At 71.2% G+C, this 17,095-nt stretch carries 14 protein-coding genes and 3 tRNA genes; 3 read left to right on the top strand and 14 right to left on the bottom strand.

Features of this window, described 5'->3' with window-relative positions; all coding sequences use genetic code 11:
• Positions 1-222: 222 nt before the first annotated feature.
• The gene (pknB, locus tag ACZ6Z8_RS19545; RefSeq protein WP_465611291.1) at positions 223-2,349 is read left to right on the top strand and encodes a Stk1 family PASTA domain-containing Ser/Thr kinase; all 2,127 of its coding nucleotides are present in this window, start codon (positions 223-225) and stop codon (positions 2,347-2,349) included.
• A gap of 115 nt (positions 2,350-2,464) precedes the next feature.
• Here the strand turns inward: pknB and ACZ6Z8_RS19540 are convergent, their stop codons facing one another.
• The 5 genes from ACZ6Z8_RS19540 to ACZ6Z8_RS19520 form a co-directional block, all read right to left on the bottom strand.
• Positions 2,465-3,283 carry a class E sortase gene (locus ACZ6Z8_RS19540; RefSeq protein ID WP_465611290.1) on the bottom strand — a complete coding sequence of 273 codons (819 nt, stop codon included), beginning with the start codon at positions 3,281-3,283 and terminating at the stop codon, positions 2,465-2,467.
• A 38-nt stretch (positions 3,284-3,321) separates the two neighbouring features.
• Positions 3,322-4,422, bottom strand: a complete 1,101-nt coding sequence (locus ACZ6Z8_RS19535) for a class E sortase (protein ID WP_465611289.1) — start codon at positions 4,420-4,422, stop codon at positions 3,322-3,324.
• 5 nt (positions 4,423-4,427) lie between these two features.
• Positions 4,428-5,090, bottom strand: coding sequence for an aminodeoxychorismate/anthranilate synthase component II (locus tag ACZ6Z8_RS19530; RefSeq protein ID WP_396531216.1), 663 nt, complete (start codon positions 5,088-5,090; stop codon positions 4,428-4,430).
• A gap of 55 nt (positions 5,091-5,145) precedes the next feature.
• Positions 5,146-5,325, bottom strand: coding sequence for a hypothetical protein (locus ACZ6Z8_RS19525; RefSeq protein WP_465611288.1), 180 nt, complete (start codon positions 5,323-5,325; stop codon positions 5,146-5,148).
• A gap of 86 nt (positions 5,326-5,411) precedes the next feature.
• Positions 5,412-6,092: a DUF881 domain-containing protein gene (locus ACZ6Z8_RS19520; RefSeq protein ID WP_465611287.1), complete on the bottom strand. Its 681-nt coding sequence runs from the start codon at positions 6,090-6,092 to the stop codon at positions 5,412-5,414.
• A 240-nt stretch (positions 6,093-6,332) separates the two neighbouring features.
• Between ACZ6Z8_RS19520 and crgA the strand changes: the two genes are divergently transcribed.
• Positions 6,333-6,581 carry a cell division protein CrgA gene (gene crgA, locus ACZ6Z8_RS19515; RefSeq protein WP_030278238.1) on the top strand — a complete coding sequence of 83 codons (249 nt, stop codon included), beginning with the start codon at positions 6,333-6,335 and terminating at the stop codon, positions 6,579-6,581.
• Positions 6,582-6,941: 360 nt separating this feature from the next.
• Here the strand turns inward: crgA and ACZ6Z8_RS19510 are convergent, their stop codons facing one another.
• Positions 6,942-7,835 (bottom strand): rhomboid family intramembrane serine protease, encoded by an 894-nt coding sequence (locus ACZ6Z8_RS19510; RefSeq protein WP_465611286.1) that lies wholly within the window; start codon positions 7,833-7,835, stop codon positions 6,942-6,944.
• 181 nt (positions 7,836-8,016) lie between these two features.
• On the opposite strand from ACZ6Z8_RS19510, the gene ACZ6Z8_RS19505 reads away from it, so the two are divergent.
• Positions 8,017-8,670, top strand: coding sequence for a DUF5324 family protein (locus tag ACZ6Z8_RS19505; protein WP_465611285.1), 654 nt, complete (start codon positions 8,017-8,019; stop codon positions 8,668-8,670).
• A 60-nt stretch (positions 8,671-8,730) separates the two neighbouring features.
• On the opposite strand, the gene ACZ6Z8_RS19500 is transcribed toward ACZ6Z8_RS19505, so the two are convergent.
• The 8 genes from ACZ6Z8_RS19500 to gyrB form a co-directional block, all read right to left on the bottom strand.
• Positions 8,731-8,803, bottom strand: a tRNA-Ala gene (locus tag ACZ6Z8_RS19500).
• Positions 8,804-8,971: 168 nt separating this feature from the next.
• Positions 8,972-9,100, bottom strand: coding sequence for a DLW-39 family protein (locus ACZ6Z8_RS19495; protein ID WP_014137031.1), 129 nt, complete (start codon positions 9,098-9,100; stop codon positions 8,972-8,974).
• Between the two features lie 317 nt (positions 9,101-9,417).
• Positions 9,418-9,491 (bottom strand) — tRNA-Ile (locus ACZ6Z8_RS19490).
• Between the two features lie 89 nt (positions 9,492-9,580).
• Positions 9,581-9,657 (bottom strand) — tRNA-Ile (locus ACZ6Z8_RS19485).
• Between the two features lie 16 nt (positions 9,658-9,673).
• The gene (locus ACZ6Z8_RS19480; protein WP_465611284.1) at positions 9,674-11,047 is read right to left on the bottom strand and encodes a class I SAM-dependent methyltransferase; all 1,374 of its coding nucleotides are present in this window, start codon (positions 11,045-11,047) and stop codon (positions 9,674-9,676) included.
• A gap of 259 nt (positions 11,048-11,306) precedes the next feature.
• Positions 11,307-11,975: a DUF3566 domain-containing protein gene (locus tag ACZ6Z8_RS19475; RefSeq protein WP_465611283.1), complete on the bottom strand. Its 669-nt coding sequence runs from the start codon at positions 11,973-11,975 to the stop codon at positions 11,307-11,309.
• A 226-nt stretch (positions 11,976-12,201) separates the two neighbouring features.
• Positions 12,202-14,733, bottom strand: a complete 2,532-nt coding sequence (gene gyrA / locus ACZ6Z8_RS19470) for a DNA gyrase subunit A (RefSeq protein WP_465611440.1) — start codon at positions 14,731-14,733, stop codon at positions 12,202-12,204.
• A gap of 131 nt (positions 14,734-14,864) precedes the next feature.
• On the bottom strand, positions 14,865-16,883 hold the full coding sequence (gyrB, locus tag ACZ6Z8_RS19465) for a DNA topoisomerase (ATP-hydrolyzing) subunit B (RefSeq protein ID WP_465611282.1): 2,019 nt from the start codon (positions 16,881-16,883) through the stop codon (positions 14,865-14,867).
• Between the last annotated feature and the right edge of the window lie 212 nt (positions 16,884-17,095).

The raw sequence follows: 17,095 nt of genomic DNA, 5'->3' as shown, positions 1-17,095 counted from the left end.
ACCCCCGTCCGGATACCGGTCTGATATCGGCCGACGGCTGACTCCGGTCCGGTGCGGTGCGACCGGTAGCGTATCCGCCAGCAGCGGGTGTGCCCGTTGCCGCCCGCGGGGCGGCGCACGGCCCGGCCGGAGAACCGGTCGCGGCGCGCGCGGCGTCACCCAGAGCGTGCGGGGACACCTACGTCACAACCTCACCGGCGGGTGAGGGAGAGGGTCGGAACTATGGAAGAGCCTCGTCGCCTCGGCGGCAGGTACGAGCTCGGCGGCGTCCTCGGACGCGGCGGCATGGCCGAGGTGTACCTCGGCCATGACACCCGGCTCGGCCGTTCCGTCGCAGTGAAGACGCTCCGGGCCGACATGGCCCGGGATCCGTCGTTCCAGGCCCGCTTCCGCCGCGAGGCACAGTCCGCGGCGTCCCTCAACCACCCCGCGATCGTCGCCGTGTACGACACGGGCGAGGACTACATCGACGGGATCTCCATCCCGTACATCGTGATGGAGTACGTCGAGGGCTCCACGCTGCGCGAGCTGCTGCACTCCGGCCGCCGGCTGCTGCCCGAGCGGGCCCTGGAGATGACCATCGGCATCCTCCAGGCCCTGGAGTACTCGCACCGGGCCGGCATCGTGCACCGCGACATCAAGCCCGCCAACGTGATGCTGACCCGGCAGGGCAACGTCAAGGTGATGGACTTCGGCATCGCCCGTGCGATGGGTGACGCCGGAATGACCATGACCCAGACCTCGGCCGTGATCGGCACCGCCCAGTATCTCTCCCCCGAGCAGGCCAAGGGCGAGCAGGTCGACGCCCGCTCCGACCTCTACTCCACCGGCTGCCTGCTCTACGAGCTGCTGACCGTCCGGCCGCCCTTCGTCGGGGACTCCCCGGTCGCGGTGGCCTACCAGCACGTCCGGGAGGAGCCGCAGCCGCCGTCGGTCTTCGACCCCGAGGTGCGCCCCGAGATCGACGCGATCGTGCTGAAGGCGCTCGCCAAGGAGCGCGACTACCGCTACCAGAGCGCCGACGAGATGCGCGACGACATCGAGCGCTTCCTCGACGGCCTCCCGGTCGCCGCCGCCCAGCAGGCCGCCGCCTACGGCATGGGCGCGGCCGGGTACGGCTACGACCAGAACGGCTACCCGCAGCAGCACGACCCGTACGGCCAGACCAACGTGCTGCCGCAGCAGCCCGGCGGCGGCCCGACCACCCTGCTGCCGCAGGCCGGCGGCCAGGGCCACGACGGCTACCAGGACGACGGCTACGGCCAGACCTACGCCGGCGCCCAGGGCGGCGGCCGCGACGGCTACGACGACGGCTACGGCCAGGGCGGCGGCCGGCGCGGCGACGACCGCCCGAAGAAGAGCAACACCTCCTGGATCGTGCTGGCGGTCGCCGCCGTGCTGGTCCTGGTCGGCACCTTCTTCGTGGCCCAGGCGATGTTCAGCGGCAAGGACGGCACCGACACCGCGAAGGTGGCGGCGCCCAACCTGGTCGGCAAGAGCCTGGCGGACGCCAGGACGGCGGCGACCGCGGCCGGTGCCAAGCTCACGGTCACCGAGGGCGACAAGATCGCCTGCCCGGACAACAACGTCAAGAAGGACCAGGTCTGCACCCAGACCCCGACGGCCGGCACCCAGGTCGCCGAGGACGCCCGCATCACCGTGCAGCTGTCCTCCGGTCCGGCCAAGCAGCAGGTGCCGACCCTGACCGGCAAGACCAAGGACCAGGCGATGCAGGCGCTGTCCTCGGCCGGCTTCACCAACGTCGCCACCCCCGACTACAAGGACGACGACACCGCCCCGCAGGACACCGTCATCGCCCAGGACCCGCCGGCCGGCTCCACCGCCGACCCGAGCGCCCCGGTCAAGCTGACGGTCTCCCAGGGCAAGTCCAAGCAGACCGTCCCGAACGTGGTCGGCGCGCAGAAGGACGACGCCCAGAACCAGCTGCAGGGCCTCGGGTTCCAGGTCGACACGTCGAAGAGCACGCCGACCAACGACCCGACCAAGGTCAACACCGTCGCCTCCCAGTCGCTCGCCCCGAACACCAAGGCCCCGGCCAACACGAAGATCTCCCTGACGATCTACAAGGCGCCGGACAAGTCGACCGTCCCGCCGCTGCAGAACGCCAAGCTGTCGGACGCCATCGCCGCGCTCTCCAAGGCCGGCCTGGGCTACACCGTGATCAGCGGCCCGCAGGACCTGAACGCGGTCGTGGTCCAGAGCAACCCGGGCGCCGGCACCCAGCTGGACCCGAACACCCAGGTGCAGCTGTTCACCCGGCCCGCCGATCCGGCCAAAGGGGGCGACCCCGTCACCACACCCCCCGGCAAAGGGGGGAACGACCACTAAGCCCTTCTTCCCGTGGTTCTGAGGGCCGGTCCTCCCCAGCGCTTGGACCCGAGGGCCCGTCACGATCGCCGTGACGGGCCCTCGGGCTTTTCCCGGGACCGGGCCTGAGGGGGCCTCAGGAGCGCCGCAGCTCCGGCGGCGGGGTGCGCTCGGCGTTCATGGCGTCCACCCGCACCAGGCTCCCCCAGACGGCCATCCGGTACCGCGAGGTGTACACCGGCGTGCAGGTGGTCAGGGTGATGTACCGGCCGGGCGCGGTGTACCCGGAGCTCGCCGGGACGGGCGCGACGATGCCGGTGTCGTACTTGGACGTCTCCGGCAGGGTGTTGTCGACCTTGTAGACGTACCACTTGTCCTTGGTCTCGACGACGATCGCGTCGCCCTTGTGGACGGCGTCCAGGTCGTGGAACTTGGCGCCGTGGCCGTCCCGGTGGGCGGCCAGCGCGAAGTTGCCGGTCTGGTCCCAGGGCATCGCGGCCTTGTAGGGCTGCTCGTACACGCCCGCCACGCCCTCGTCCAGGACGGCGGTGGAGGTGCCCATCCGGATCAGCACCTGGTAGTCCCGGCCCATCGCCGGGACGTGCAGGAAGCCCACGTCGTCCCCGATCGCGGGCTGCGCCGCGGCCGCCCCGCCCTGCCCGGGGGCGGCGCCGGACCCGCCCGGGGCACCCGGGGCCGGACCGGCCGCCCAGGAGCTGCGGAGCTTGTCCGAGGCCGCGGCCGCCGAGCGGTCCGCCTGCACGTTGGTCCACCACAGCGAGTAGGCCACGAACAGGCCGAGCACCAGGCCCAGGGTGATCAGCAGCTCGCCGAACACCCCCAGTGCGGCCAGCGCCCGGCCCCGCCCGCCACGGCCCTTCCCGGCGGCCTGCTCGGGCGGGGGGAAGGCCTCCTCGGCCGGCTCGGCCGACCGTGTGGTCCCGTCGTCCTGCATCTGTGCTGCTCCCCCTCCGAAACCCGGCCTCCGGGCGGCTATCCGCCCGTGATCGCGGCCGGCTTGCCCTGGCTGCGCGGCCGCTCCTCGATCAGTTTGCCAAACAGGATGAGGCGGAACTTCGAGGTGAACTCCGGGGTGCAGGTGGTCAGCGTGATGTACCGGCCGGGGCCGGTGTAGCCGGAGCCGTTCGGCACCGGCTTGATCACGCTCACGTTGTTGGGGGAGGTCTGCGGGATGCCGCCGGTGACCTCGTAGGTGTAGTAGCCGAAGGCGGTCTCCACCACGACCTTGTCGCCCTTGCCGAGCTCGTTGATGTACCGGAACGGCTCGCCGTGGGTGTTGCGGTGGGCGGCCAGCGCGAAGTTGCCCGACTGGTCGCCCGGCATCGCCGTGCCGGTGTAGTGGCCGACCAGGCCCTTGTCGAGCACCGCCGACTTGGAGGTGCCCTCGGCGATCGGGAACTTCAGTCCCAGCTTGGGCAGGTAGATGATGGCGAAGCCCTTGCCGGGCTCGAACACCTCGGGCTTGTTCGGGTCCGGGGCCTGCTGCCCCGCTCCGGGCGGCTGGGCGTCCCACTGCTGCTCCAGCTGGTCGCGGGCCCCGCTGGCGGCCTCGTCGGCCTGCACGTTGGTCCACCAGAGCTGGTAGGCGACGAACAGCAGCATCACCACGCCGAGGGTGATGCACATCTCGCCGACGAAACGCGCAGCCACGACGACCGCGGACTCCTTGGGGCGCGGACCACCGGTGCCCCGGCCCTTCGCCCGGCGCCGGCCGCCGCCCGTGCGGACCGAGGTCCGGCCCTGGGCGGCCCGGCGGCGCTCGGCCCGGCCGCCGGTGGGCGGGGCGGGCTCGGCGGCCGGCTCGGCGCCGTCCGCGGGCAGCCGCAGCTGGAGGGTCTGGTCGGGCAGCCACGGGTACTCGGGCCCGCCCTCGACGGGCTGCTCGGCCTGCTCGTACACGCCCCAGCCGTCCTCGGACGGGCCCTGGACCGGGTGCTCCTGGGGGTGCGGACCGCTCCCGTCCCCGCCGCCGTACGGCGCGGCGTCGTACTGCTGCGCGCCCCCGTACTGCTGCGCGCCCCCGTACGGGCCGGCCTCCGGCTGGTAACGCCCCTCCGGACGCACCGCGGTCATGCCGCTCAGCCCCGGCCGATCACCGGGGCGAGCCCGGCCGACCGGTCCACGGCCTGCGGGAAGCCGCACTCCGCCAGCCAGTTGGCGAGCATCCGGTGCCCACCCTCGGTCAGCACCGACTCGGGGTGGAACTGCACGCCCTCGACGGGCAGTTCACGGTGCCGCAGGCCCATGATCACGCCGCTGCCGGTCCGGGCGGTGACCACCAGCTCGTCCGGCACGGTGGCCGGGTCGACGGCCAGCGAGTGGTAGCGGGTCGCGGTCAGCGGCGAGGGCAGGCCCTCGAACACCCCGCCGTCCTCGTGCTCGACCGGCGAGGTCTTGCCGTGCAGCAGCTCCGGCGCCCGGCCGACCACCGCGCCGTAGGCGACCGCGATCGACTGCAGGCCCAGGCAGACGCCGAACACCGGCAGCCCGATCCCCGCGCAGTGGTGCACCATCGCGATGCAGACCCCGGCCTCCTCGGGGGACCCGGGCCCGGGGGAGAGCAGCACCCCGTCGAAGCCCTCCTCCCCCGCCCGGCGGACGGCGTGCTCGACGGTCACCTCGTCGTTGCGCACCACCTCGCAGGTGGCACCGAGCTGGTACAGGTACTGGACCAGGTTGAACACGAAGCTGTCGTAGTTGTCCACGACCAGGATGCGGGGCGGGGTCGACTGGGTGGTCATGCGCGCGTGGTCTCCGTGGGATGCGGTTCTGGGGGAAGTTCCGGGCCCGCCGGGGTCAGCCGGCCGAGGCGCCGTCGCCGCCGTCCACTGTGACGTCACCGAAGGGGAGCAGCGGTTCCGCCCACGGGAAGACGTAGGTGAAGAGGAGGTAGACGATCCCCAGGACCAGGAGCAGCGAAATGACGGCCCGGACCAGGGTGTTCCCCGGCAGATGACGCCAGATCCAGCCGTACATGGTGCTCCCTCTAGGTAGCGGACTGGGGTCAAGAGTAGACCCGGGATCAACGCCGCGAGGCCGGTCCGCCACCGGCGCGGCCGAGGTCAGTCCGCCGAGCGGAGTTCGGTGGTGCCGGAGTAGCCGGGCAGCGTCAGGTCGCCGCTCTCCTGGACCTTCCAGCCCAGGCCGTACGCCTGGACGTACTGCAGGTAGTTGCGGATCGTCGGGTCCGCCTCGACGGCCGAGCGCAGGGCGTCCGTCCTCCCCACCGCCCTGATGACGTACGGCGGGGAGTAGACCCGGCCCTGGAGCAGCAGGGTGTTGCCCACGCAGCGGACGGCGCTGGTGGAGACCAGCCGCTGGTCCATCACCTGCACGCCCGCGGCACCGCCCCGCCACAGCGCGTTGACCACCGCCTGGATGTCCTGCTGGTGGATGACCAGGTCGTTGACGCCCGGCTCGGGGACCCCGGGGATGCGCGCGGTGGCGTTCGGCGGGGCGTCGTTGAGGGTGACGGTCAGTCCGGCGCCCTGCACCGGCTCCAGGGCGGCGCCGAGCCGCAGTCCGCCCAGCTGCGCCGCGTCGGCGGGGTCGTGGCCCTGCTGCTCGGTGAGCTCCTGCGCCCGGGCCTGGAGGTCGGCCAGCTGGGCCTGCGCCTGCTGGTTCTGCGAGCTGCGCTGGCGGATCACGTCGCCGAGGCTCAGCAGCGAGTTGTCGGTCCGCAGGTCGGTGCCGCGGGCGGTCTGGGCGCTGATGTAGAAGAGCAGACCGGCGAGCGCAAACACGGCGCAGGTCAGGGCACGGCCGACAATTCGGATGCCGGAACGACGGGTGACGGCCTTCCCGGGGGGAATCGACAAATTAGTCACCGTACCCTTATCTCCTTGAGGCCCGCCGAGCCACTACGCTAACGGACGCCGGTGGCAGGTGGGGGAGCGGTCCCAGAGCGCTCCCCACGACCGACCGTCGGCGTCTCACCCGCTGCCTCTGCGCGGTCTCACAGCGCATCGACAGGAGAGCTCCTCGTGCCGAAGTCTCGACTCCGCAAGAAGTCCGACTACACCCCGCCGACCACGGCCGCGGTGAAGATCAGTTCGGGCCGCGGTTGGGTCGCCCCGCTGATGCTGGCACTGTTCCTGATCGGCCTGGTCTGGATCGTCACGTACTACGTGACCAGCGGCAGCTTCCCGGTCGAGAGCTGGCGGAACTGGAACATCCTGGTCGGCTTCGGCTTCATCGCGGCCGGGTTCGGCGTCTCCACTCAGTGGAAGTGACGCCCCGCGCGTCCTGAGGCCCCCGTTCGGGCCCTTTCCGCCGCTTCGGAGCCGCAGGTCCCGGAGCGGCGGTTCGGCGTGCCCGGAACCGCTCGGAGCGGTCGGAACGCCTTGGGCGCGACCGTTGTCGGACAGTCCCACGATCACACGGTCACGCTTATCCACATGGTTATCCACACTGGGGAAAAGTCCCCACAGCCTGTGGATAACTTTTCGCGCCCGGCCCGTCCACAGCTGTGCACAACTCTTCGGGAGCGCGGAATTCGCACAGCAGGACACGCGTAGAACAGCAGTCCACAGCCGGATCGGCGCACGAGCTGTGCACAACCCCGCACCCGCTGTGGACAAACGCCCGGGGCCTCACGCCCCGTAGAGGGCCATCCCGGTCAGCAGCATCGCCGCCTCCACCGCCACCGCCCCGGCCACCGCCAGCCCCTGGACCAGCCCACGCCGCCCGCGCGGGGCGTACATCAGCCCGAGGGCGGCCAGTGCGCCGATCACCAGGCCGCCGATGTGCGCCCGCCAGTCGATGCCCGGACGGGAGAAGGTGACCACCAGGTTGAAGACCAGGAAGGCCAGCGCCGGGGCCAGCGGCCCCCGGTTCCGCAGCTGCATCACGACCGTGGCGCCGATCAGGCCGAAGACCGCCCCGGAGGCCCCCACCGAGTTCATCCAGTCCCCGGCCACCAGGAAGGCGAAGGTGCTGCCGCCCAGGCCGGCGAGCAGGTACAGGGCCAGGTAGCGCAGCCGGCCGAGCGCCTCCTCCAGCGGCGGGCCGAGCCAGAGCAGCACCAGCATGTTCAGCCCGACGTGCCACCACTGGAGGTGCAGGAAGGTCGCGGTCAGCAGCCGGTACCACTGGGCCGGGCCGTCCGCGACGCCGTACGGGCCGCCGGGGTGCGCCCGCCCGGCACTGGCCAGCGACCAGACCTCGCCCAGCCGCGGGTTGAGGACGTAGGCGGCCAGCACCCAGACCACGATGTTGATCCCGACCAGCACCCGGGTCACCAGCCCGCCGTCCACGGTCGGCGCTCCGCCGAACCGGGTGGTCGCCCGCCGCGCCCCGGCGTGCCCCTCGCCGACGCACTCGGGGCACTGGAAGCCCACCGCGGCGGCCACCATGCACTGCGGGCAGATCGGCCGCTCGCAGCGAGTGCAGGAGATCCCGGTGGGTGTCCGGGGGTGCCGGTAGCAGCCGGGCCGCCCGCCCTCGGAGGAGCGGTCCGCGGACTGGCGCGGTTCGTCCGGGAGCATCAGCGGTTCCCCTTCCCGTACCCGACCACCGGCGCCGCCAGCCTACTGCGGCGCCCCACCCCGACACTCCGGGAACGCCCCTCCCCCGGCCCAGCCCGGGGTGCCGGGGGAGGAATCAGGATGCATGATCAGCATTCAGGTGGATATGTACATAAAGGACGCCACCCAGGAGGAGAGACTCGTGAGCTTTTCGGACTCGGCCCGTGAGACCGCCACCCGGACCCGGGACACCGCCGCACAGTTCGCGGACGGCGCCAAACAGCGCCTCGGGCCCGCTCTGGACGCCCTCGGACCCAAGACCACCCAGGCCGCCCACAACCTCCGCGTCCAGTACGAGCGACACGTCGCCCCGCAGTTCGGCCATGCCTTCGCCCACCTGCCCCCGGAGGCCCAGCAGAACGCCCTGAAGGCCCTTCACCGGGCCCAGGAGGCCGCCCTGGCGGCCCGGCTGTCCGCGAGCCGCGCCGCCGACCAGGCCCGCACCACGGTCGGCCCCAGGGTTTCCCAGGCCGTCGAGGCGGTCTCCCCGGTCGCCCAGGAGGCCCAGGCCCGCGGCGCCGCCGCCCTGACCGCCCTCCAGGGCCACGTCAGTTCGGCCGAGATCAGCCGGCTCGCCGCCCGGAACGCCAAGCGGGAGCAGCGCTGCGGCAGCCGGACCGCCGGCCTCGTGCTGGCCGGGGCGCTGGCGGTCGGCGGCCTCGTCGCCTGGCAGTGGTGGCGCCGGCACAGCAACCCGGAGTGGCTGGTCGAACCGCCGGGCGCGCCCACCGCGACCGCCCCGATGAACGGCGGCATCCCCGAGGAGCCCACCGAGGACGACCGCCCGCAGGCCTAGGCCACGAAAAGCCGAAGGGCGGCCGACCTGTCTCGCAGGTCGGCCGCCCTTCGGGCGCTGTGGAGCATAGGAGACTCGAACTCCTGACATCTGCCTTGCAAAGGCAGCGCTCTACCAACTGAGCTAATGCCCCTCGACGGCACGGCGCGTGCCAACGGGCACTAGCGTACCGGGTTCCGGCGCGATTCCGGGAGCCGTCCCCCTGGGGGAACCGGCCGGTCCGTCCGGATGAACGGGCCGACCGGTCCGGGAGGCGCGGATCAGCGCCTCCGAAGATCGTCGATCGTCGGATCGCCCGGGCTCAGCGACCGGCCGGAACCGGGTCGGTGGCCTCGGTCCACAGGTCCTGCTCGGCGCGGTCCGCCTGGACCTGACGGTAGACAAAGAAGCCGCCGAGGGCGACCAGGGCGACCAGGAGGAGCTTCTTCACCGCGGGACCTCGTCCTTCTTGCGTTGGTGGACTCAAGAGCCGGTGCTCCGGCCGGAACGACCGGGCCGACGAGTCCAGATGTGTTTCGAGCGCGAACGGGCGGCCGGGTGCCAGACTGCCCTTGCGGCCGATGATACACACCGGTGTCCCAATCGTGACCAGCCGCCGGTGCCGTCAACGCGGCGGTCCGGTCCGAGGATTGACGACGCACCTCGTCCGCACCCCGTTCGCACGGATCGTCCGCACCCGGCGGACCCGGAATTCGCCCGGGAACGCCGAAGGGCCCGGAGTGGATCACTCCGGGCCCTTCGGGGCGGTGGGCCTAACAGGACTTGAACCTGTGGCCTCTTCCTTATCAGGGAAGCGCTCTAACCGTCTGAGCTATAGGCCCTCGCTGTACAGCAGAGCGTACCGGAAGTGGCCCGATCTGCGAAAACGACGCCGAAGGGCCCGGAGTGGATCACTCCGGGCCCTTCGCGGTGGTGGGCCTAACAGGACTTGAACCTGTGGCCTCTTCCTTATCAGGGAAGCGCTCTAACCGTCTGAGCTATAGGCCCTTGCCGCACTGAAAGATTAGCGGACCGACCGCCGATCTCCCAAATCCGTTCCGACCGGGGTCGCGGCAGTGGCCCCGGCGGCCGGGCGCACCAGCCACTCCTCACGCGTCGGCGGCAGGCCCGAGGCGCCCTCCTCGGTGCTGCGCACGGCGAGGATCTGGTTGATCCCGATCCGGTTCTGCTCGAAGGCGAGCGCGGAGGCGGCCATGTACAGCCGCCAGACCCGGGCGCGGCCGACGCCGACCAGCCGGACCGCCTCCGTCCAGTGCGCCTCCAGGTTGGCCACCCACTCGCGCAGGGTCAGCCCGTAGTGCTCGCGCAGCGACTCGACGTCCCGGACCTCGAATCCCGCCTCCTCCAGCCGGGCCACGGTGGAACCGACCGGGGAGAGCTCGCCGTCCGGGAAGACGTAGCGGTCGATGAAGGGGCTGGTGCGGTGCGGTTCACCCGGGTAGTCGGGGCGGCGGGCGATCTGGTGGTTGAGCAGCCGGCCGCCGGGCGCCAGCAGCCGGTACAGGCCGTCGGCGTAGACCCGGTACTGCTCGGAGCCGACGTGCTCGGCCATGCCGACGCTGGAGATCGCGTCGAAGGGGCCGTCGACGATCTCCCGGTAGTCCTGCAGCCGGACCTCGACCCGGTCGGCCAGGCCGGCCTCCTCGACCCGCGCCCGGGCCAGCGCGACCTGCTCCGTGGAGATCGAGACGCCGACCGCGGTGACGCCGTAGTGCTTCGCCGCGTGCAGCAGCAGCGAACCCCAGCCGCAGCCGACGTCCAGCAGCCGCATCCCGGGCCGCAGGCCCAGCTTGCGGCAGATCAGGTCGAGCTTGGCCTCCTGGGCGGCCTCCAGGCTCTTCGCCTCGGGCGTCCAGTAGGCGCACGAGTAGACCATGGACGAGCCCAGCACGAGGCCGTAGAAGTCGTTCCCGACGTCGTAGTGGTGGCTGATGGCCGCGCGGTCCCGGCCGCGGCTGTGCAGCCGTCCCCGGGGCTTGCGGACCTCCTCCGGGGGCGGGGTGGGCTCCGGGCCGAGCGCCCCGGCCCGCAGGGCGGCGGCGAGCGCCCGGCGGCCCTTGGCGCCGAGGACGTCGCGCGGCCCGAGGGTCATGGTGCGGATCTCCGGGAGCTCGGCGAAGCGGGCGACCGCGGAGAGCGTCTCGTACAGGTCGCTGCCGGGGGCGATTTCCAGGTCCCCCGCGACGTAGGCCCGGGCCAGGCCCAGCTCGTCCGGCTGCCAGAGCAGGCGGCGCAACACCCGGCGGTTGCGCAGGACCACCGTGGGCGCGCCGGGCGGCCCGGCGACGCTGCCGTCCCACGCCTGCACCCGCAACGGGACCGGGATGCCCAACAGCCCGTCCAGGGCCTCCACCAGTTGACCTGCGAGCTTCGCCACCGCGCGCCTCCGTCCAGCCGTCCTGCGGAACCTCACCTGACCCGGTCGACCGACCGGGGCGGCCTGCGGCACTCCCAGGCGTGGGAACGGGCGGCGTCCAGCTAATCCCACGGCGGGTGGCCCGTTTCCGGGCGGCACGCCGCGGGGGCCGGCTGTCACCCGAAATGCCGACGGGCCCCAACAGGCTGCAACAGCCTGCGGGGCCCGTACATTCCGTCCGGGGACGGCGAACTGACCGGTGGTCAGGATCCGGCCGGGATCAGTCCTCCTCGGCCAGGGTCAGTTCGACGCCGCCGGTGAAGCCGGCCGCCGCGTTGTAGATGAACGCGGAGAGCGTGGACAGCGCGGTCAGCAGGACGACGTCGACCACGGCGATCAGCGTGGTGAACATCATGACCTTGCCGAAGCCGATGTAGTCCATCAGGTTGAGCTGGCTGCTGGCGTTCTCCGCGCCGCCGCCGGTGACGTCCTTGAGCGTCTTGGTCAGCGAGTCGAAGACGCCGAGCGAGTCCAGGGTCATCCACAGCACGGCCGAGGCCACGATGATGATGATGCCGACGGCCAGCGACAGCAGGAAGCTGACCTTCATCACCGACCACGGGTCGACCTTGGTGACCCGCAGGCGGGCCTTGCGGGTGCGGCCGAGGCCGCCCCCGACGGTCGCGGGCCCGCCGGAGGGGCGGCGCGCCGCCCCGGGGACGGGGGTGCCGCCGGGCGGGGTGTTGCCGCCGGTCCGGGTGCCCCGGGCCGGGGTCGGCTGCCCCTTGGCGTACGTGGTCGGCTGCGAGAACCCGCTCTGGCCGGCACCCTGGTTGCCGGACGGGGTCTGGCCCCCGTAGGTCGCGCCGCCGCTCTGGCCGGCTCCGCCGACCGACGGCATCAGCGAGGTGGACGCGGCCGAGTGCTCGGTCGGGGGCTGTCCCGGCACGCCGCCGTACGAACCCCCGCCCTGCGCGCCCGGACGGCCGCCGGAGGGTCCTCCCGCAGCACCCGTGGCTCCACTCACCTGGTCCTCCCGCACTTCCCACCAGGGCGGCGCCGCCCTGGTCCGTCACTCGTCATCCAGCGCCCGGCGGGTTTGCCCGGTACTGGTCGGCGTCCGGTGCCGCCGCGCCCACTCCTGTGGACGCGGCGGCACCGGACCGCGGTTCGGTTCAGACCTCGGCGTCGCCGCCGACCGCCGTCCCCGCACCCTCGGCCGTCTCGGTGGACTCGGTGACCTCGTCCTCCGCCGTCTCGTCGTCCTCGGCCTCCGCGTTGCGGGCCATGCCCACGACCGCGTCGCGCTTCCCGAGGTTGATCAGTTGGACGCCCATGGTGTCACGTCCGGTTTCACGAACCTCGGAAACCCTCGTGCGGATCACCCCACCCGAGAGGGTGATCGCCATGATCTCGTCGGTGTCGTCGACCACGAGCGCGCCGACCAGGGAACCCCGGCCCTCGACGATCTTCGCCGCCTTGGTGCCGTAGCCGCCGCGTCCCTGGACACGGTACTCGTCGACGGCGGTCCGCTTGGCGTACCCGCCGTCCGTGGCGGTGAAGACGTAGGTGCCCGGACGGACGACGTTCATCGAGAGCAGCTCGTCGTCCTCGCGGAAGGCCATGCCCTTGACGCCGGAGGTGGCGCGGCCCGTGGACCGCAGCGCTTCGTCGGTCGCGGTGAAGCGGATCGACTGGGCCTTCTTGGAGACCAGCAGCAGGTCGTCCTCGGCGGAGACCAGCTCGGCGCCGATCAGCTCGTCGTCCCGGCCCTCCTCGTCCTGGCGCAGGTTGATCGCGATCAGGCCGCCGGAGCGCGGGGAGTCGTAGTCCTTCAGCGGGGACTTCTTCACCAGGCCGGCCCGGGTGGCGAGGACCAGGTACGGCTTGTCCTCGTAGGTGCGCACGGCCATCACCTGGGCGATGTGCTCCTCCGGCTGGAAGGCCAGCAGGTTGGCCACGTGCTGGCCGCGGGCGTCGCGGCCGGCGTCCGGCAGCTCGTAGCCCTTGGCGCGGTAGACCCGGCCCTTGTTGGTGAAGAACAGGATCCAGTTGTGGGTCGTCGTCACGAAGAAGTGGTCGACGATGTCGTCCTGCTTGAGCTGGGCGCCGCGCACGCCCTTGCCGCCGCGCTTCTGCGAGCGGTAGAGGTCGGAGCGGGTCCGCTTGACGTAGCCGCCACGGGTGATCGTGACGACGATGTCCTCCTCGGCGATGAGGTCCTCGATGGAGAGGTCGCCGTCCGAGGGGATCAGGGTCGAGCGGCGGTCGTCGCCGTACTTCTCGACGATCGCGGCGAGCTCCTCGGAGATGATCTCGCGCTGGCGGACCGGCGAGGCCAGGATCGCGTTGTACTCGTCGATCTTGCGCTGCAGCTCGTCGTGCTCGTCGGTGATCCGCTGGCGCTCCAGGGCGGCCAGGCGGCGCAGCTGCATCTCCAGGATCGCGTTGGCCTGGAGCTCGTCGATCTCCAGCAGGCCCATCAGGCCGGTGCGGGCGGCGTCGGCGCTCGCCGAGGCCCGGATCAGCGCGATGACCTCGTCGATCACGTCCAGGGCCTTGAGCAGCGCGCGCAGGATGTGGGCGCGCTCCTCGGCCTTGCGCAGCCGGAAGGTGGTGCGCCGGACGATGACCTCGACCTGGTGGTTGACCCAGTGCCGGATGAAGGCGTCCAGCGACAGGGTGCGCGGCACGCCGTCGACCAGGGCCAGCATGTTGGCGCCGAAGTTGGTCTGCAGCTCGGTGTGCTTGTACAGGTTGTTGAGCACGACCTTGGCGACCGCGTCGCGCTTGAGCACGACCACCAGGCGGGTGCCGGTGCGGGACGAGGACTCGTCGCGGACGTCGGCGATGCCGGCGATCTTGCCGTCCTTGACCAGGTCGGCGATCTTCAGCGCGAGGTTGTCCGGGTTGACCTGGTACGGCAGCTCGGTGATCACCAGGCACTGGCGGCCCTGGATCTCCTCGACCTCGACCACGGCCCGCATGGTGACCGAGCCGCGGCCGGTGCGGTAGTAGTCGTCGATCCCGCGGCGGCCGACGATCAGCGCGCCGGTGGGGAAGTCGGGGCCCTTGATCCGCTCGATCAGGGCCTCCAGCAGCTCCTCGGCGGAGGCCTCCGGGTTCTCCAGGTACCAGAGCGCGCCGGAGGCGACCTCGCGGAGGTTGTGCGGCGGGATGTTGGTGGCCATGCCGACCGCGATGCCGGTGGCACCGTTGACCAGCAGGTTGGGGAAGCGCGCGGGCAGGACGGTCGGCTCCTGCGAGCGGCCGTCGTAGTTGGGCGCGAAGTCGACGGTCTCCTCGTCGATGTCGCGCATCATCTCCATGGCCAGCGGCATCATCTTGCACTCGGTGTAGCGCATGGCCGCCGCCGGGTCGTTGCCCGGGGAGCCGAAGTTGCCGTTGCCGTCCACCAGCGGCATCCGCATCGACCACGGCTGGGCCAGGCGGACCACGGTGTCGTAGATCGAGGTGTCACCGTGCGGGTGGTAGTTGCCCATCACGTCGCCGACGACGCGGGCGCACTTGTAGTAGCCCTTCTCGGGCCGGTACCCGCCGTCGTACATCGCGTAGAGCACGCGGCGGTGCACCGGCTTGAGGCCGTCGCGGACCTCGGGGAGCGCCCGGCTGACGATCACGCTCATCGCGTAGTCGAGGTACGAGCGCTGCATCTCGGTCTCAAGCTCGACCGGCTCGATCCGCATGGTCGCCTGGGCGGTGGCCTCGGCGGCCTCGGGGGTCTCGGGCTGGTCGCCTTCGGGACGGTTGTCGTCGACCACTGGTGGTCAGTTTCCTTTCACGCGGACTGGTACGTGCGGGGCCTGGCGTGCAGGCGTCACACGTCCAGGAAGCGGACGTCCTTGGCGTTGCGCTGGATGAAGGAGCGGCGGGCCTCGACGTCCTCGCCCATCAGCACGGAGAACAGTTCGTCGGCGCGGGCGGCGTCCTCCAGGGTGACCTGGAGCAGCAGGCGGTGCTCGGCGTCCATGGTGGTGACCCGGAGCTCCTCGGCGTTCATCTCGCCGAGACCCTTGAAGCGCTGGATGGCGTCGTCCTTGGGCAGCCGGCGCCCGGCCTCCACGCCCGCGGCGATCAGCGCGTCGCGCTCGCGGTCGGAGTAGGCGTACTCGAAGTCGTCCTTGCCCCACTTGATCTTGTACAGCGGCGGCATGGCGAGGTAGACGTACCCGGACTCGACCAGCGGCCGCATGAAGCGGAACAGCAGGGTCAGCAGCAGGGTGCGGATGTGCTGACCGTCGACGTCGGCGTCGGCCATCAGGACGATCTTGTGGTAGCGCAGCTTGGACTCGTCGTAGTCCTCCTGGATGCCGCAGCCGAAGGCCGAGATCAGCGCCTGGACCTCGGTGTTCTGCAGCACCTTGTCGATCCGGGCCTTCTCGACGTTCAGGATCTTGCCGCGGATCGGCAGGATGGCCTGGGTGCGCGGGTCGCGGCCCTGCTTGGCCGAGCCGCCGGCGGAGTCACCCTCGACGATGAAGATCTCGCACTCGGACGGGTCCTTGGACTGGCAGTCCGAGAGCTTGCCCGGCAGCGAGGCGGACTCCAGCAGGCCCTTGCGACGGGTGAGGTCGCGGGCCTTGCGGGCGGCGACGCGCGCGGTCGCGGCCTGGATGGACTTGCGGATGATGTCCGCGGCCTCGTTGGGGTTGCGGTCCAGCCAGTCGTTGAGCTGCTCGTGGACGACCTTCTGGACGAAGGTCTTCGCCTCGGTGTTGCCGAGCTTGTCCTTGGTCTGGCCCTCGAACTGCGGCTCACCGAGCTTGACCGAGATGATCGCGGTCAGGCCCTCGCGGATGTCCTCGCCGGAGAGGTTGTCGTCCTTCTCGCGGAGCAGCTTCTTGTCCCGCGCGTAGCGGTTGACCAGGCCGGTCAGCGCGGCGCGGAAGCCCTCCTCGTGGGTGCCGCCGCCGTGGGTGTGGATGGTGTTAGCGAAGCTGTAGACCCCCTCGGTGTAGGAGGAGTTCCACTGCATCGCGACCTCCACCGAGATCGCCTTGTCCTTGTCCTCCGCCTCGAAGTCGATCACCGAGGGGTGGATGACCTCGCCCTTGCGGGAGTTGAGGTGGGCGACGAAGTCGGCGATGCCGCCGTCGTACTTGTACGTGACGGAGAGCGGCTTGCCGTCCTCGTCCACGTGCTCGGGGCGCTCGTCGGTCAGCGAGATCGACAGGCCCTTGTTGAGGAAGGCCATCTCCTGGAAGCGCCGGGAGAGCGTCTCGAAGGAGTAGACGGTGGTCTCGAAGATGTCGGGGTCGGCCCAGAAGGTGACCGTGGTGCCGGTGCGGTCGGTCTCCGCGCCCTTGACCAGGGCGGCGGTCGGCGCGCCCATCTTGTAGTCCTGGGTCCAGATGTTGCCGTCCTTGTGGATCTCCACCGAGAGCCGGGTGGACAGCGCGTTCACGACCGAGACGCCGACGCCGTGCAGACCGCCGGAGACGGCGTAGCCGCCGCCGCCGAACTTGCCGCCCGCGTGCAGGACGGTGAGCACGACCTCGACGGCGGGCTTGTCCTGGCCGGGGACGATGTCCACCGGGATGCCGCGGCCGTTGTCGACGACGCGGATCGCGCCGTCGGCCATGATCGTGACGTCGATGGTGTCGGCGTACCCGGCCATCGCCTCGTCGACGGAGTTGTCCACGACCTCCTGCACCAGGTGGTGCAGGCCGCGCTCACCGGTGGAGCCGATGTACATGCCGGGGCGCTTGCGGACGGCGTCGAGGCCTTCCAGCACCTGGATGTTGCTACCGGTGTAGGAAGCCTGGTCGGTGGTCTGGTCTGGGGTCTGGCTGGGGTTGCCGGAATCGGCCACGAAGCGCCCTCTCTGGCACAGCACGGGCCGCAATCCCGCCCCGTGCGGGCGAGCGTGCGACCACGGCGTTTCGACTCGGTTGCCACTAGCAACAGTGTTTGGCTTTCAGTCTACCGGTACGACTGACAGAGATGGGCGTTTGGCAGCCCTTGAAGGCAGATACGCCGCCCTGAATCCCCTCTGCACGAGTCCCGATACTCGACCCGGGGGCCTGAGGCGCCTGGAAGGGCCGTCAG

The sequence above is a fragment of the Kitasatospora sp. NPDC101108 genome, assembly GCF_055584725.1.
This window is presented reverse-complemented; position numbering and strand designations above follow the sequence as displayed.

What these genes read in the sequence shown, in the direction of transcription:
- ACZ6Z8_RS19540 (WP_465611290.1), bottom strand. Translation starts at nt 3,283, where the DNA reads ATGCAGGACGACGGGACCACACGGTCGGCCGAGCCGGCCGAGGAGGCC.
- gyrA (WP_465611440.1), bottom strand. Translation starts at nt 14,733, where the DNA reads ATGCGGATCGAGCCGGTCGAGCTTGAGACCGAGATGCAGCGCTCGTAC.
- ACZ6Z8_RS19525 (WP_465611288.1), bottom strand. Translation starts at nt 5,325, where the DNA reads ATGTACGGCTGGATCTGGCGTCATCTGCCGGGGAACACCCTGGTCCGG.
- ACZ6Z8_RS19530 (WP_396531216.1), bottom strand. Translation starts at nt 5,090, where the DNA reads ATGACCACCCAGTCGACCCCGCCCCGCATCCTGGTCGTGGACAACTAC.
- ACZ6Z8_RS19535 (WP_465611289.1), bottom strand. Translation starts at nt 4,422, where the DNA reads ATGACCGCGGTGCGTCCGGAGGGGCGTTACCAGCCGGAGGCCGGCCCG.
- pknB (WP_465611291.1), top strand. Translation starts at nt 223, where the DNA reads ATGGAAGAGCCTCGTCGCCTCGGCGGCAGGTACGAGCTCGGCGGCGTC.
- ACZ6Z8_RS19510 (WP_465611286.1), bottom strand. Translation starts at nt 7,835, where the DNA reads ATGCTCCCGGACGAACCGCGCCAGTCCGCGGACCGCTCCTCCGAGGGC.